At 35.8% G+C, this 17,766-nt stretch carries 10 protein-coding genes; 8 read left to right on the top strand and 2 right to left on the bottom strand.

Annotated features, from left to right (window positions below; genetic code table 11):
* Window positions 1–9: 9 nt before the first annotated feature.
* From BW732_RS05435 to BW732_RS05400, 8 genes are all read left to right on the top strand, one after another.
* Window positions 10–213, top strand: a complete 204-nt coding sequence (locus BW732_RS05435) for a hypothetical protein (protein WP_077275828.1) — start codon at window positions 10–12, stop codon at window positions 211–213.
* A 451-nt stretch (window positions 214–664) separates the two neighbouring features.
* On the top strand, window positions 665–3,940 hold the full coding sequence (locus BW732_RS05430; protein WP_077275827.1) for a SpaA isopeptide-forming pilin-related protein: 3,276 nt from the start codon (window positions 665–667) through the stop codon (window positions 3,938–3,940).
* Window positions 3,937–5,241: a SpaA isopeptide-forming pilin-related protein gene (locus BW732_RS05425; RefSeq protein ID WP_077275826.1), complete on the top strand. Its 1,305-nt coding sequence runs from the start codon at window positions 3,937–3,939 to the stop codon at window positions 5,239–5,241. The genes BW732_RS05430 and BW732_RS05425 overlap by 4 nt, the downstream gene beginning before the upstream one ends.
* On the top strand, window positions 5,238–5,459 hold the full coding sequence (locus BW732_RS05420; RefSeq protein ID WP_077275825.1) for a hypothetical protein: 222 nt from the start codon (window positions 5,238–5,240) through the stop codon (window positions 5,457–5,459). The genes BW732_RS05425 and BW732_RS05420 overlap by 4 nt, the downstream gene beginning before the upstream one ends.
* On the top strand, window positions 5,456–6,667 hold the full coding sequence (locus tag BW732_RS05415) for a SpaH/EbpB family LPXTG-anchored major pilin (protein WP_077275824.1): 1,212 nt from the start codon (window positions 5,456–5,458) through the stop codon (window positions 6,665–6,667). The genes BW732_RS05420 and BW732_RS05415 overlap by 4 nt, the downstream gene beginning before the upstream one ends.
* 80 nt (window positions 6,668–6,747) lie before the next feature.
* A complete protein-coding gene (locus BW732_RS05410) occupies window positions 6,748–7,944 on the top strand; it encodes a class C sortase (RefSeq protein WP_077275823.1) in 1,197 nt (398 codons plus the stop codon).
* A gap of 342 nt (window positions 7,945–8,286) precedes the next feature.
* On the top strand, window positions 8,287–9,294 hold the full coding sequence (locus BW732_RS05405; protein ID WP_077275822.1) for a hypothetical protein: 1,008 nt from the start codon (window positions 8,287–8,289) through the stop codon (window positions 9,292–9,294).
* 83 nt (window positions 9,295–9,377) lie between these two features.
* Window positions 9,378–14,582 (top strand): Cna B-type domain-containing protein, encoded by a 5,205-nt coding sequence (locus tag BW732_RS05400; protein ID WP_077275821.1) that lies wholly within the window; start codon window positions 9,378–9,380, stop codon window positions 14,580–14,582.
* Window positions 14,583–14,684: 102 nt separating this feature from the next.
* Here the strand turns inward: BW732_RS05400 and BW732_RS05395 are convergent, their stop codons facing one another.
* A complete protein-coding gene (locus BW732_RS05395; protein ID WP_077274886.1) occupies window positions 14,685–15,989 on the bottom strand; it encodes an ISL3 family transposase in 1,305 nt (434 codons plus the stop codon).
* A gap of 216 nt (window positions 15,990–16,205) precedes the next feature.
* Window positions 16,206–17,654 carry an HTH domain-containing protein gene (locus BW732_RS05390; protein ID WP_077275820.1) on the bottom strand — a complete coding sequence of 483 codons (1,449 nt, stop codon included), beginning with the start codon at window positions 17,652–17,654 and terminating at the stop codon, window positions 16,206–16,208.
* Window positions 17,655–17,766 lie beyond the last annotated feature (112 nt).

Below are 17,766 nucleotides of genomic sequence, written 5' to 3'. Positions count from 1 at the left end.
GTAATTCGTTTGCAACCTAATTCATCTGGTAAAGTGGTGTTGAAAGATATACCAGGCGGTTATTATTACTTGCAAAGTGGAAAAAATCGAGCATCACGTGTGAAGTTTGGTATGACGAGACAATCGGGTAAGTTCATGGTGTTATTGCCTAGTAGGAAACAAAAGGATTTTATTAAAGTTGTTAAAGGTCGTTGTAAATGGCTGAAGAAATAAAGCTAAGTATACTTTTAAGTGACATCATTTAAAAAGTATACTTAGCTTTTTATTTAATAATATGATTGAAAAGTCAATTAATTTGATTGATATTTGTTTTTAGTAATTGATATCTATTTTTTTTGGTTTTTTTTAATGTCATAAAGTGATGTATTCGAAAAACTAATCATTAAAAAAACAATTAAATAAACATTTTTGGTTTTTTAGAATATATTTATTTAATTTGTGCTTATCGATATGTAAAAATTGGTGCCCTTTTTGCTAGAAAAATATGCTATTATACTGAACAGACATACCATAAATGAACAAGTATAATTCTTAACTAAGAAGCTTTACATATAAGTAAGCATTTATTTTAATACTAGAAGTTCAGTAAATAGGTGTTAAATAATCGCTTCGAACGGTATAAAATTCAGTAAATAAGTAAGTTTTGAAAGGAGGGAAGCTCTTTATGAACTTTGTGAAAAAAATATTTAAGTTGATGCTTTTGAGTGTGCTTATTTTAATAACTAGTTTGGCTTATTTCAGTCCTTTATTTTATAGTGCTGAAGTTGAATTTCGACCAAGTTATACAGAAAATGACCATGGTAAGATACCAAAAGAAACACTAATTAACGACAACCAACCAAACGTCAAAAATTATGCTGGCTATAAAAATGGGACAATAGATGCTACTGACGGTTATATTCAGTACGGAAATAACCCTGACCGCCCGGATTATGAAATTCAGAAACTAGCTAAGGAAGTTAGTCCAGGTCTTTTTGATATCACGTTAAAAGTGAAGGGACAAACGAGAGAAAAAGTAAAGCCGATTGATATTGTATTAGTTGTCGATATGTCGGGTAGTATGGAGACGAATAATAAAGCAGGACAAATAAGAACAGGTGTTGCTAATTTTTTGGACGCTATTGTCAATAGTGGATTAGGGGATTATGTAAATATTGGTCTAGTAGGGTTTTCAGATCCTAATAATAGAACAACTATTCCTATTAGATCAGTCAAAAATAATCAAGCGCATATAAATGATTCTTTAGCCCCAGTTTTTTACGGAAATACATTTATTCAAGATGGATTAAGGCGAGGAGCAGAAATGCTTGAGTCTGATATGAATAAAAACCATCAAAAGATGATGATTTTATTAACAGATGGTTTGCCAACACATAGTTACCATGTGGAGGAAGCAGTATTGGATGAAGAAAATATCCCGGTTTTCAGTGGTAATTATTTAAATGATGGAGAGGGAATGGCTGAATATAAGCCGATGCAATTAATTTATGCATCTGCTATTAATTATAATTTAATTGATGTTTCTACACGAATAGATACGCCTTACTTTTTGGAAAAGCGCGGTTTTGCTAGTCTTGAAGACGTCAATTATTATGATAGACTAAAGCCATTTAATTTAACTGATGACCACGGTAATTACTACTATCAGGCTAACCAAGAAAAGGTCACTAATACGTGGGTAGCAACATTAGGTGAAGCAAGACTTATTCAGTCAAAAGGAATTACTATCAAGGCTTTGGGAATAGACGTCAGACAAAGTGCTAACTCTAAAATGTTTGCTAACCAAGAAACTTATGGTGGAAATCATGCTCGATTACAGCGGTTAACTACAAAAAATGACCAAGGTAAGTATGAATATCAAGTGACACCAAAACCTAAAAAAATAGATGATTCGATTTTTTCACCAGATGGAAGTAGTGATTTAGAACAAGCTGAAAAAATTAATCTTCAGTTTACTGACTCTATAAGTGCCTATTTATTAGAACAAACGGAAGATGTGCTAACCCAATTTAATACGGTTGCAGGTGGAACAATTACTGATCCTTTAGGGGAACAATATCTATACGATGAGAGTAGCCCGCCTAAAGTGACTGGGAAAAATATTGCTGATTCACAGCTGCCGATTGCGACAAAGACCAACAATCAAGTAACCGTGAATCAAATGAATTTAGGGAAAGACCAAGAGGTTTCGGTGACTTATCGTGTCCGTTTAAAAACGGAAACGAGTCAGCCAGATTATTGGTATCCAATGAATGGGAAAACAACTTTTGCACCAACAAAAGATGCAGTAGAGCAACCAGTTGATTTTGGTGTGCCATCAGGAAAATTAGCAAAAGAGCAATTTGTTACGTTGAAAATCACGAAAAAATGGGATGAATTCAATCAATTTGCTAAGAGACCAAAACATATAGAGTTAACGATTGGGCGAAATAACAGTAAATTAGGTCAAACGGAACTAACAGGAAAACCAGAAGATGATACGTGGGAACAAAATATTGAGTTTGTTACGACATCTGACGGAAAAAAAAATTATTTTCCTAAATTTGATAACCAAGGGCAAAAATTAGCCTATCAAGTGTTAAAGGAAACACCTGTTGATGGATATGAAGAAGGAAGTATAACTAATCATCAGGATAATTCATTTACAATTACCAATCGACAAATTTATAAACCACTTCATCTAACAATTAATAAAGTCGCAAGTTATGACACAACGAAACAATTAAATGGTGCAGAATTTGAAGTTAGCGGTGGTGATTTAACTAAAGTGGTCAAGCTGCAGGAAATAGATGGTCAGTATACAAACACAGAACTTCAACTATCGAAAAATCAGACATATGTGCTAAAAGAAATAAAAGCTCCAGACAACTATAAAAAGTCAGGGCCGTGGGATATCAGTGTCGATAGCACGGGAACAATTACAATTAAGGACCAGTCAGGCCAACAGTTAGCTAGTCAGATTAACCAGCAAACGGTCACTGTAACGATACCTAATGATTATGCCCTTGATACACATCTAGTTGTCAAAAAATTTCAACATGGTGCACCAGTATTGACACGTCCAAAAGGATTTGAATTTCATGTCCGTCGGTATCAAGATAAGTGGCAAACAGAGGATACGCAATTTCAGTTACAAAAAGTATTAGGCAATGAAGACACGATTACGAATGATTTTGCTAAAGTTATGCTTGTTCCTGGTTATTATGATGTACAAGAAACAAAAGCCAGTCTGGGTTACCATCTGGATAGCACACCCATTCGTTTTCAAGTTACGGAAGATGGTCGTTTTTTGACCGAAAATTCTCAGGACATCACAACGACTAAACGACCAACGGAAGATGGATTTTATCGTCTGGAAAAAGTACCGACAAGATTACTTTTAGCTAAATACAATGATGTTTTACCAACGAACTTAACGTTGTTTAAACAAGATGCACGGACGAAAAAACCGATAAAAGGTGTGACGTTTTCGTTGGGTCAAAAATTAAATGGTTCCAATGTTGAACCGAAAGCTACGGGAACAACCAATGATTTAGGGCAGATTGTTTTTGATACATCGTCCTATTCATTACAAGCTAACACAACTTATTATTTGAAAGAAATCACAACGCCAGATGAATATCGCCAGTTGCCTGGTTACTTTAGACTAATCATTAAGAATAAAATAAATAGTGATAAATCGGTTGATGTTGATACGCTCGAAACTGTAGTGACGTATGTGTCTCCAAATGGTGATGAAACAACCTACAATTTTGAGATGGTGCCAGGTGAGAGCATTAATCAGACAGCCATTACGATTACGAATGATGAGAAAGGAGTGTTGCCAATGACTGGAGGTAACAGTTTCGGTCTATTAATTGGTGGCGGTAGTTTCTTATTAATTAGTGTCGGGGGCTATCTACTATACGTGTATCGACGAGAATGGCAGGTGAACGGATGAAACAACGTTATTTGTTAACAGTTTTCTTCGGGCTAGTTTTATTTAGTACTATCGTGCGAGTTTCCATGTTAAGTGTTGTTGTGCAAGCAACCGTACAAGATGATTTGACTATCTTAATTGATACAAACACGTCAGACAGCATCGACTATGTAGCCTACGATGTCACACAGGAGTATGAACGACTCGGCCAAAAAGGCTTATCTGCGATGGATATCAAAGACACACTGAGTCAGCGTCAGGAATTACCAAATGGTCAGCATCAAGTCGCATCACAAGGGCAAGTAGTTTTTCAGTTGCCTAAACAATCTGGTGGTCGTGATGCAGCTTACTTGTTTAGAGGATATGAACGAGGCACTAAACAACGTATTTTTCAAGATTTAGTGATGAAGTACCCGTTGCCTGGGAATGTGTCACACTTACAAGTTGTGGCTAAAAAAGACCTGCCAGAAGGTATTTCATTTGAGAAGACTGTCAAAGAGCAACAAACAAGTTATGCTTTGGGGAAACCGATTGATTTTCAACTTGAGATGACACTTGATACGCGAACCTATCAAGCAACAACGCTTCAAATTATTGATCAAGCGGATACTCAGCTGGTATTAAAAAAATCCTCGGTTCAATTATTACTTAATCATCAAAATATTACAGCGTTATGCAAGATTGAATTGACTAAACACGGATTTCAGTTTCATGTACCACAAGCTATTTTAGCAGACGGTCAAAATCGGTTGACGGTGACTTATCAAATGATGTTTGAGGGAAATCAAGAGAGTAATCAAGCATTGAATACAGGAACGCTGTTAGTTGATGGAGTGAGTTATGATGCCCCGGTTAAAGTCAAAGCTAATGCATATCAGTTTAAAAAAGTTGATTATCGGGAGCAAGATGTGGGATTGCAGGGTGCTATTTTCCAAGTGCAAAACTCGGATGGGGATTGGCTAATACAAACATCAGAAGGTTATGCCTGGTCACAGCAAGAAACCTCACAGGTACAACAGTTTATTTCTGATGAGATGGGTGATTTGACAGTTAGTGGCTTAAAAGTGGGACACTACAAATTAGTTGAAGTTCAAGCGCCTTCTGGTTATGTATTAACGCATGAACCGATTGACTTTCAAATCACAGCAGATACCAAGCAGACAACACCACACAAGATTGTTAATAAAGCACAAAAGAAACGCCATCTAGGATTATTACCACAATTAAATGAGAGAGTGACAGGTTTAGTTAGTTTATTTGGACTATTGTTCTTGGGCCTACTGATAAGTCACTACATAAAAAAGGGAGCTAGAAAGAAATGACACAGTATAAAAACATAGTAAAGTATATAATAGGGATTCTAATGATTGGATTTGCAGGTTTCATCGGCACACAATCTATGAACGCAGCTGAACCAGAAAATTATAAAGTAATCATTCATCATGTGGAAGGTATTAACAAGACTCAAAACACTGGGGAAGAAATGCCAAGTTTTACTGGAAAAAAATTAAAGGATCACTCTTTAAGGCGTATGATATGACAGATGAGTTTACGAAAATTCGTGAAACACAATCAAAAGAAGTTGCTACGCAAGAAATCATCAAATTAGTAATTGAAGCATCGATACCTCTAACAAAAAAAGAAATCACAGTGGGACCAACAACTGAAGATGGCAAAGCAAGTGTCGATTTACCAGCAAAATCTGATAATAAAGATGCCGTTTACGTTATTACGGGACCACGTGCTGAACCAATGGTTGTCGCTTTTCCAGTCTACAAAGCTGCAACAGATGAGTTACTAACAAATGTTAATATTTATCCAAAAACAGTACCAGATGTTATTAAAGTTAAAAAGGAAAGTAATAAAGTTAGCTATGATGCTGGAGAAGAAGTACGTTACACAGTGACAATTGATTTGCCAGAAAATATTCATGGAAAGTATTCAAATGGTAAAGCTTTTTATCAAGAAATTAAATTAGAAGATGTCCACGATAAAACAAAGTTAACTTATGTTGCGAATAGTTTAAGTATTGAAGATGATGCTAAAAATAGCTACGATAAACAAATTTTAGTAGATAATGATGGTTCAAGTGATGAAAAAGATACGATTAGTATTGACGTAGCTAAATTAGATTCTAGTGCAAAACAACTGACTCTTAACTATACACTGAAATTAAATAATAATGCGACACAGGGCGTATTTTTTAATAAGGCAAAGGCTAGTGTGATTCCTTTAAATTATGACGGTCAACCAAGTACAAATATTCCTACGGCAGAAGATTCTATCTCTATCCGTACAGGTAGTCACTCGTTTATCAAAGTGAATGGTGCAAATGAAACTGAAACATTAGCAGGTGCAGAATTTAAGGTTCGTAAGAAAGGTAGTGAGTCATACCTTAAAGTAGCAACGACAACTGACGCAGTCTCATGGGGAACGAAAGAAAATGCGACAATCATTCAATCAGATGATAAGGGTGAATTTAGTGTGGTCGGTTTAGCCGATGGTGAGTACGAGTTAATTGAGGTAAAAGCACCACAAGGTTTTATTTTAGATAATCAACCAACAGCGTTTACAATTAGTGATAAGAGTCACGAAAAAAAATCAGAGAAAACTATTACCAATCGTGAGAAAGGTTTCTTACCGGCAACTGGTGGTAAAGGTATTATTTTCTTATTAGTTGGTGGAAGCGTATTGATTGGTGGCGTAGGGTTCTACTTTACTAAAGGAAGAAAACGTATCGAAGGGTAACGATATCTATCAAAACAGAAGAAGATGGTCTGACATAAAGGCTATCTTCTTTTTAACTTAGAGGAAAGTGAGGAGAGTGTATGGTCCGTAGCAAGCGCTTATGGTTGGATTTGTTGATGGTCATCGTTTTGATTATCGGACTTGTGGCTGTAAGCTATCCGTTTGTTAGTAATACAATCAGTGACGCGATTGATCAACAAATATTAAGAAGTTATCAGAAAAAAGCTAATGCTGATTATCAACAAAAGCAAAAAGAACAACAAAAAATGGCTGAAAGGAATCAGGAATTACGTGAGAAAGGGGCAAATCCCGGTTTAGCAAGTTTCAATGCTGCTGTGTCTGAAGACAATCAAAAGACACTCTCAACGGAACAAAAAAGCTATTATGTGAAGCATACAGTCGGTGTATTGACTATTCCCAAAATTGATACCCGCATGCCAATTTTCGACGAAACAACGGAAGTTTTGCTGCAAAAAGGAGCGTCGATTTTGGAAGGAACAAGTTTTCCTACAGGAGAAAAAGGGACACATTCAGTTATCTCTGCACATCGGGGCCTAGCAAAGGCAAAATTATTTACTGACTTACCAAAATTAAAAAAGGGTGACCGATTTTTAATCACATTAGCTGATAAAACTCAGGCATATGAAGTTGATCAAATAAAAGTGGTTGAACCACATGAAACAGATGATTTACACATTAATCCCAATAAAGAGTTAGTGACGTTATTGACGTGTACGCCATACATGATTAATAGCCATCGCTTATTGGTTCGGGGACATAAAGTTCCTTATACAGAGAAGGACAAGGCAAGTATGACTGATGTCAATCAGCATAAGCACTGGCAACGGCTATTAGCTGTTTTATTAGTTTGTACTCTCTCTATTGGTCTAACGATGCTGATTTACTTTTTAATTAGGCGCTATCTAATTCAGAGAAAACGGTTAGATATTCGGCTTAAAGTGGTCGATAGAAAAGGCGTACCTTTAGCGAATGTTAGTTGTGCTTTAGTCACTCGTTATCGCGAAAAGCCAGTTTACCGAGATGGTGTACCACTAATTGTTCACACTGATGAAAAAGGCCGTGCTACTATTCCCAAAGTTATCGGTCGACGCTATCAGCTTCATTTGACGGTTAATCGTCAATCAACGTACCATACGTATTTAAAAGTTCGTCGCTTAAAAGACTTATACTTTACTGGTTATATGCGCAAAGGTCAAAGTCAGCAACCTAAAGTCAAACAGCAAAAACACCGGATACGGTATCAGCTGAAAGGATAGTAAAGCATTATGTTTGAAAGGCAAGATTACCTTTTAGTCCTTACTCGTAAGTGATAATAATTTTAAAAAACGTGAAAGTAATGAAAGGCTGTTCATTTTTTAAAAATGAACAGTTGATAATCATTTTAACTATAATTGTGTATCGTTTACATATCGATACGCAAAAATAGAAGTTTCTTTTCATAAAATTCATTATATAATGACAAATAGTTAGAATTCTTTAAATGGACCCTTTTTTTGATAAGAAATGTACAAACAATTTTCAAAAGTAGGATTACAATTAATTAATGCGTCGCAAGTCAAGATATGTATATAAAAAATATGAAATAGGAGATTGTAACAGTGAAAAAGTCAGCGAGAAAAACGATGTCGGTGGTAGCTACGTTATTAATGAGTTCGATGATTTTCGCCCAACCAATTCTAGTATCAGCCGAGGAAACGTCTCAAATAAATGAGAATAAGGCAAAAACAAATGAGAATAGTGACGGATTTTATGAAGAATTAGACGTCTCACAGCCAGCAGTTATTCATGAACGTGGTCAAAAAGATCCGGTCATTGTAACAGGTGGTGAGCGGCAAGACACGACAACCGTTGAACGCGCCAAAGAAGTAAAAAGCAGTCAGCCCTCACAACAGTCGACACCTCAGGTAACCGAAGAAAATGGAGTCAATGTAACAGAGGAAGCGACAGGAGTCGCAACACCAGTGGAAGTGAGTAACACGGCAGTAATCAAAAAAGTGGGTAGCCATAAGCAAGGGACTAACAACCAACAAGGCAAACTGACTAAAGAAATTGATCAATCAATACCAAATATAGTGGAAGCGATTGAGTTTAATGCACAGGCCCTAGCTAATGGTCAATTGCAATTGACCATTGATGCCACTAAGACATCTCAAAAGCAAATTGTTAAAGGCGAGCAATTAACTATTGCTTACGCATATAATCCAAAATATGTAACTTTTGGATTGAATGAGGGAACTTGTACAATGCTTGATGAGTTAGGGAATGCAGTTGGCGAAGTTAGTGTTAAAAATGAAAAAGTTCAAATTCATGTGACGAAGGTTATTACGGGCAAAGCAACAATCCATTTAAAGGCAACAACCCAAATCAAGCAATTAAGCTCTGACTTACCAAGTGTGACATTTTTGCTAGATGGACGTACGGTTGATTTACCAATTAGTCATGGAACACTAGCTTTTAAACAAATTAAACTATCTTATCCATTGACGCCACAAAGAGCGACTCGCTTTTTTGATAACGGTGGATCATGGCGTCAAAGTATTGTTGACAGTCGACTTATGGCGTATAGCTATTATTTTGAACAATTGACAGCATTAGGGTTTAGATAGACTAAATTAGTAAACGGTTTTATCAATAAGTTTTTGTATAGCATTAACGGGGAATAATAATTTAAAATAGGGGAGCAACATATATGAAACATTTTTTTAAGAAGCAAGTCATTTTAATGGCAATCATGGGGATTGTTTTGCCATTTTTTATTGAACCAGCAGTTGTTATTGCTGATGGCGCGTTAACACCAGAGAGTAATCTCGTAGCGGATAGTCAAGGCTTAATTAGCCAACCGAATCAGTCAGAACTAGTACCTACAACGGGTGATGCTCTAGCACAACAAGGTTTAGAACCAATTGAGCCAACAGCGCCTGTTACTGAGGCAAATGTGGTAGAGACACAAGAACAGACAACGCCAGCAAATCAGATTACGAATGCAGGTAGTGATGAAGACGACCTAGAAGATACTAACTTGCCAGCGATTGAAGTTGCACCACTTCAGGCAACTCGGGCTGAAAGTACAGACGACATGCGTGCACCTAAAGATATATCAGATATCGCTGTGACCTCTGTCGTTCTAAAACCTGAAAACGTCCAAGATGGTGGGAAATTTGAGATAAATGTGGCATTTAATGATGCTTTACTAGCTCAAGAAAATAACCGAATTGTTCCAGGCGATACAATTAAAGTGAATTGGAATCACTCAACAAATGGCTCTATTAAACCGATTATGGGGACAATGGATATCTTGATTAAAGGTTCTGTTGGTGCTAAGTTAACCATTAGTGAAACAGGAGCTGTGTTAACTTTTACTGATGTTGTAGCAACTTGGGAGCCGAATACAATTAAAGGTGGTTTTAATATTGGTGCTACTGGAAGTAATACTTCTAAAGAAGCGTCTACAGAAGAAGTAACGATTTCTTCTGGAAAAGAAAGCGCGATTGTTGCGATTACAACATCTGGTCGTGGTGAGTCTAATGGTACTAATACTGATTTAAGTTTTAAAAACGGTAAACAAAACACATTAGACGCTGTTGATTGGATGGTCGATATTAACTATACTATGTCAGCGTTAACTAACGACTTAACGTTTACTGATGTCATTAGTGAGGCACCTGAAAAGCAAGTATTTGATGAATCAACGTTAACTATTACTTTAGGTAGAAAAACGTACACAAGTTTTAAAGCATTCAATGACGCAACAGGTGCAAATCTAAATTTTAATGGAACGGATACTATTAGTGGAAGTGTACCTAAATTAGCTGCTAGTGAGAATCGATTGACTATGAAGTATAAGACAAAAGTGATTTATAAGTTAGATTCATCATTTAAATTGGATAACGAACTGAAAGTAACAACAGCAATTGATGATAAACCTGTATCCAATAGTAATAATGTATCTGCAGACTTTTCTTGGGCTGGAGGCTGGGTATCAGGTGAAGGTTCGGCTAATATTGAATTAGTCAAAGTGGAAAAAGGAACTGACCAGGGTTTAGGCGGTGCAGAGTTTTTAATCAGTAAAGATAAATCTGACTTTTTTGACTCATCAAAGAAAGTCTCAGACAGTGAAGGCAAAATTAAATTTTCTGGTTTAAAAGAAAATACAACATATTATATTAAAGAAGTGAAAGCACCGACTGGATATACACTAAATCCAGAAATTCAAAGTATTACAACAGGTGTAAGCAATACGTCAAAAGAAATCAAAGTAGAAAATGAAAAAGAGACACCTAAAACAACGTCAATTACTGCTACAAAAATTTGGGCCGATTTGAATAATATTCATCAAAAACGTCCGCAAGAAATCACCTTTAACTTGCTTGCTAATGAACGTGAAATTGATAGAAAAACATTTTCGGGGCAAGGAAATACATGGACTGTTGAATTTAAAGACTTACCAATTTTAGATGAAAATGGTAAAGAAATTAATTACAGAATCAATGAAGATTTAGTACCAAATTATACAGCTACCGTAGAAGGTAATACTGTCACTAACACTTATGTGCCAGAAACAACTAATTTGACAGCAACAAAGAAATGGGAAGGCAATAATAACCGAGATGGCAAACGTCCAAATACTGTCACAATTAATGTAAAAGATGGTCAAACAGTTGTAGATACACTAACAGTGCTAGCGCCGCAATGGAAAGCGACAAGTAAAGCGTTACCTAAATATGATAATAATGCTCAACCTATTATGTATACGCTAGAAGAAGTGAATGTTCCAACAGGCTATACGTCAAGTGTTGATGGTATGACAGTGACGAATACCTATACACCAGAAACAACGACAGTTAAAGCAGTAAAGAAATGGGAAGATAAGAATGACCAAGACGGTAAACGTCCAAATGAGGTTACAATTAATGTAAAAGACGGCAGTGAGGTCGTGGATACATTAACTGTACTAGCGCCACAATGGGAAGCAACAAGTAAAGAATTACCCAAAAATAAGAACGGTCAAGCCATTACTTATACACTAGAAGAAGTGAATGTTCCAACAGGCTATACGTCAAGTGTTGATGGTATGACAGTGACGAATACCTATACACCAGAAACAACGACAGTTAAAGCAGTAAAGAAATGGGAAGATAAGAATGACCAAGATGGCAAACGTCCAAATGAGGTTACAATTAATGTAAAAGACGGCAGTGAGGTCGTGGATACATTAACAGTGACAGGGCCAAGTTGGGAAGCAACAAGTAAAAAATTACCTAAAAATAAGAACGGCAAAGCCATTACCTACACATTAGAAGAAGTAGCCGTTCCAACAGGCTATACGTCAAGTGTTGATGGTATGACAGTGACGAATACCTATACACCAGAAACAACGACAGTTAAAGCAGTAAAGAAATGGGAAGATAAGAATGACCAAGACGGTAAACGTCCAAATGAGGTTACAATTAATGTAAAAGACGGCAGTGAGGTCGTGGATACATTAACAGTGACAGGGCCAAGTTGGGAAGCAACAAGTAAAAAATTACCCAAAAATAAGAACGGCAAAGCCATTACCTACACATTAGAAGAAGTAGCCGTTCCAACAGGCTATACGTCAAGTGTTGATGGTATGACAGTAACGAATACCTATGTGCCAGAAACTACTAGTCTAACTGTGACTAAAAAATGGGAAGATCAACAAGAAAAATTCCCAACTCGTCCAACGACGATTCAAGCAGAATTAATTGCTACAGTTAGTAAAGAAGAGATTAAAACGGAAAAAATTACACTATCAGAAGCTAATAGGTGGTCACATGAGTTCTCTAACTTACCTGTGTATTATAATAAGGAAAAAATTAGTTATAGTGTGAAAGAAATCAACGTTCCAGCAGGTTATGAATCTAAAGTAACTGGGACAACGATTACTAATACGTTGAAAACTAAAGAAATTCCGGTGACAAAAGTTTGGGACGATCACATGAATCAAGATGGCACGCGACCAAAAGAGGTCATTTTCCACTTGCTAGCAGATGGCAAAGCGATTGATTCCATTACGTTAACGGGTAGTGATGATGTAGAGAAGTGGACCGGCACATTTAAAAATGTCCCGATGAAAAACCAAGCTGGTGAGGACATTAGCTACACGATTGCTGAAGAAGCTGTCGCAGGTTATACGATTGCGACAGGCGGCATTGATAATCAGTCCTTTACAATTACCAATGTAGATGCCCCAGATAAAACATCAGTAACAGTAACAAAAGTTTGGGACGATGCAGCAAATCAAGATGGCAAACGTCCAGAAAACATCACGGTAACCTTAGTAAAAGGTAATCAACCAACCGATAAACAAGTGGTGTTAAGTGAAGCCAACAAATGGACACACACGTGGACCGATTTAGACTTGCATACCAAACCAGGTAAACCAATCAAGTATAGTGTGAGGGAAGAACAGGTAGCGCATTATGATGCACCAGTAGTGAATCGCTTAGATGCATCAAACATTCAGTTGGTAAACACGCATAAACCAGAAGAAGTGACCATCAAAGGCGCGAAAACTTGGCAAGACGAGGACAATCAACATGGTATCCGTCCAGAGTTTATTATTGTGACGATGCAAAAAAATGGGATTGACTACTTGTCAATGAAAGTCACCGATAAAACGAATTGGGCGTATGATTTTGGTGCTCAACCTAAATATGAAAAAGGCAAAGAAATTACGTATACTGTCACAGAAGAAGACGTGACAGGCTATAACGCACAAGTTGATGGTTTCAATATTACCAACACATTAATTTTAGGGTCTGTAGCATTAGTGAAAACTGATGCAGCAGGCAAACCATTAGCGAATGCTACATTTAAATTAACTAAAGATGGCAAGCAAGTGGGTGACCATCAAACGACTGACAAATCAGGTCGCATTCAGTTTGATCAGCTCATTATTGGGACATATCAATTAGAAGAAGTGAGTGCCCCAACAGGCTATATTCGTAATACATCTCCATTGACAGTCAATGTAACAAAAGATAAACTTACTCAAGAGTTATCAATGATGAATTACCAAGGCTCTGCCTGGGTGATGAAAACAGATGCAGCAAATCGTCCATTAAAAGGGGCAGAATTTGCGGTTGTATCGGTGGCTAATAACACAGTCAAAGAAATCACGGATAAACGTTTAGTGACCGACCGTGCAGGTGTCGCGAGTATTGAGGGATTAGCTCCTGGGAAGTATGCGTTTGTGGAAACAAAAGCTCCAAATGGCTACCAGTTAAATCCGGAGTACAAGTACTTCACAATTGAAGCAGAGCAAGCTGGTCAGGTAGCTAGTGTCTATGCAGGTGATGTAATAAATCACCTAAAACCAACGACACCAAGTACAACGGATACAACCAGTACAAGTGAGTCAACAAACAGTACAACGACGGATACAACCAGTACAAGTGAGTCGACAAGTAGTACAACAACAGACACAACCAGTACAAGCGAGTCGACAAGTAGTACAACAACAGACACAACCAGTACAAGTGAGTCAACAAGTAGTACGACGACCGATACAACCAGTACAAGTGAGTCAACAAGTAGTACAACGACTGATACTGAGTCAATCACTGTCAGTCCAGAAACAACGGACAGTACAAGCAGTACGACAACCGACACAACCAGTACAAGTGAGTCGACAAGTAGTACAACAACTGATACTGAGTCATTGATTGTGACACCTGGATCAACAGATAAAGCACCGTCAAGCTCATCTCAGTCGCTAACCAGTTCATCAATGAAAGACACGAATGATAAGCCTAAAGGGAAACAATTACCTAAAACAGGTGAACAAGCATCGTCTGTGTTAGTAATTGGTTTGGGTATATTATTAGTTGCTATTGCCTACGTGGTCTATAGAAAAAGACACGTTAATTAATCAGTAATAACGATTTTTAGGCTCTTTGTCAAATCGGACTGATGAGTCGGATATATGAGATGATAAATTTGAGATTATTCTCAGATTTATCATCTTTTTTAGTTATTTAATTTTAATAAGGCCGTTTATCAAGAAAATTCTTATGCGCATATTCGTAAAGGAGTTGAACCCGTAGGAAACTCTTTTAAGAGTTTTTATATGAGTGTTCTTAGCTTCGATTTTTCCATTGGAAAAATTATATTTTAGGGCATTTCGAATACCTTCCTCGTAGGAAATCAGATTGTCTATTTTATTTCTAAATTGTCTATCCAAGCTATCGGGTAAATCTTTCAATAGTTCGAAAAATGACTGGTCATCTTTGTTTCTAAAGTGATACATTAGTAAATGAAAGATATCATAAGCTTCTTTTAGATTAGAAGAGAATGAAAGTAGTCGATCAATCATCATAGATTCCGTTAAAAGAGGATGCTTTGGAGAAGGAAAGCTTCTCCAGGTTTTGAATTCTGAAATGGAAATAGTTGTTTGATTTTTCAGAAGACATTTCCAGTTTGATTTTAATTTATTGGCTTCTGAATTTTTCTTGTTGGCAACTAATGTCTTCATTTCTCGTACTCTCAAATCATTAAAAGCAGTGTTCAAATGCTTTACAATATGAAATCGATCAATGACTAGCTTAGCAGTAGGAAAGACTGTTTTAGTCAATTGAAAGTAAGCTGCATTCATATCTGTTACTAAAAATTTAACTTTTCTCCGTTCCTCCAATGAAGAGCGATTAAAGTAAGGAATGATTTTCTCTAATTTCCTACTAGGTAAAACGTCCACTAATTCACCTGTTTTCCCATCAGCACATATGAAGTTCATTTTATCTTCATAACTAGCGTGAGATCTAAACTCATCTACCATTAAAACTTCTGGAAAAGATCGAGGTTTAAGTTGTTGTGGGAGCTGTGATTCAACGGACTTAAGAACTCTTAAAACTGTAGTTAAAGAAACTTGGCATTGTTTAGATATAACTGTCATAGAGATTTTCTCAGTTAATAATTCTAAAATCTTCAAAGTAATAAATTTACTGATATGACAATTTTTTTCAACAATAGAACACTGTGCGGTCCAATTGTGAGAACAGTTTTTACAATGGAATCGTTGTTTCTTTAGTTTTAAAACAGTAGGCATATTTTGATAAGAATCTAATCGAATAGTTACTTCTTTTTTTCCATTCCTAACAACCACACTTTTTCCTTCATTATCAACAACAGTTGACCCACAGGATTTACAAGCCGAAGGCATGGGAGAATAGATGCCAAAGATAATTAAAGAGTTCTTTCCTTTAACTTTAGCTTCCTCCGTATTTGTTAAATATAAATGTTCATCTGTAATTCGTAGCATTTTTTTGATATGATTATTCACGACATGTCGTCCTTTCTATCTTAGATTTTTGGTGGTACTTAAATTTTACTAGATAGACGACATGTTTTATATTTAAATAAACTAAAAAAGGACTGATGAATCAAATTTTGATTCATCAGTCCTTTAAATTATAGAGCCGATTTTTATCAAACGGCTAATTCGCAAGAGTTAGCCGTTTTTTTGTGTTTAATTAATTACTTTAAAGTGTCGTTATGATTAGTTTGTTAAACTCAATTCTATTCTTTCGATATCGTAAGGTGAAGGAAAATCATTGATCAAAATGGTCTTTTCAGTAAGTTCGATTTTACTGGAACAACTGATGACTAGAGAGTAATTGAGTAAATTTATTTCTTCCATATTATATGTAGTTTTACATTCAAAGTAAGTATGACGATTTGCTTCACTACTAAGTTGTTCAGAGATGATTTTTTTTAGAAAATAGGCATGTTTTTCGGAATATGAACTAACAATTAACACATTATTCGTTGGTTTATCATCAAAAACATGAGGTACGTTTAAAACAGAAGGTAGTTTTAAGATAATAATAAATAATAATTCGTCAAAATGATTGGTAAACGGGTAGTCAGTTTCTTTTGACAGTTCTAATAGACTGGCTTGTGCCTGGTAATACAGTGTAGGATAGCGTTTTTTTATCTGTAATGAAAAAGAATGATAAGGAGTGTAAAACAGACATTTTGAATCGGGATATAAAGTACCCATCAAATAAACATTTTGTAAATAGGTTACAAGTAGACTAAGCTCATTTTCTTTACGTTCTTTTTGAATTAATTGACTAAAAGTGCTGGTAACAATCCCTTTAATTACATACAGTACCTCAGTTTTAGCAATAATTGTGGATGTTTTTACATGATGAATTAAAATCGATTTTTCAATTTCTAAAATAGTATCGAAATCTAATTTTGGAAAATGATGTTCAATAAACTCTAAATCAGTTTTCTTTAGTGTTAGTTCTTTTCCTTTATAATGCTCAATTGGCAATATAGTAAAATTCTGTGATTGTCTAATTAAAGAAACAAAATAAAAAACGTGATAGTGGGTAAAATGGTTTTTAGCGACAGTAAGCTTATTTTTTTGCAAAAGATAATCAATCCGTTTTTTAATAAATAAAGACTCAGAATTGTCTATAAATCTACTTGAGTCAAAGCCGTAGACATGTTCAAAGAAGTTTGTCATAAATGCTCTCAGTGATAATTCATTATAAGAAAATAAGTAGTAAGTTGTCAGATGATTCCGAATTTCTAAATTATAGTCCTTCATACTGTCATTAATTAAAGTTAGATAACGATACAGCGTAGATGCACTAATATGCAATTTATCAGCATAGAATGTTATATTTTTATTTGGCTTGAAAAATAGTAGTTCGATAAATTGAATTGGAACAGTATCAAGTAAAATATCAGATTTGATAATAAATTCTGTGCTTCTAGGCAAGTTGTCTAACTTATAACCCAAGTATTTAGAACATTCGAGCGAAAGCTTATGCCCCCAAAGTTGGTTGATTTTAACAAAATCTTCTGTGATGGTACGTTTGGATACATTAAGTTCTTGCGATAATTCTTTTGAGGTAACCCAGCTATCACTTTCGTGTAATCTGTCTAAAATAAAAAGTTGTCGATAATGATACTTGTCTAAAATTCTTTTCATCTTAATTTGCTCCCTTATTTTATTTCATGAATTTTTTTCACAAACAAAGTGTGAATTTTTTCTAAAAGTAATCAACCTATTGTGCACAACTTATAAATAGGATAATAGCATG

The organism is Vagococcus penaei, from assembly GCF_001998885.1.
Lineage (GTDB): Bacteria > Bacillota > Bacilli > Lactobacillales > Vagococcaceae > Vagococcus > Vagococcus penaei.
The sequence above is the reverse complement of the archived record's forward strand: the minus strand, read 5'-3'. Positions and strand labels throughout refer to the sequence as shown.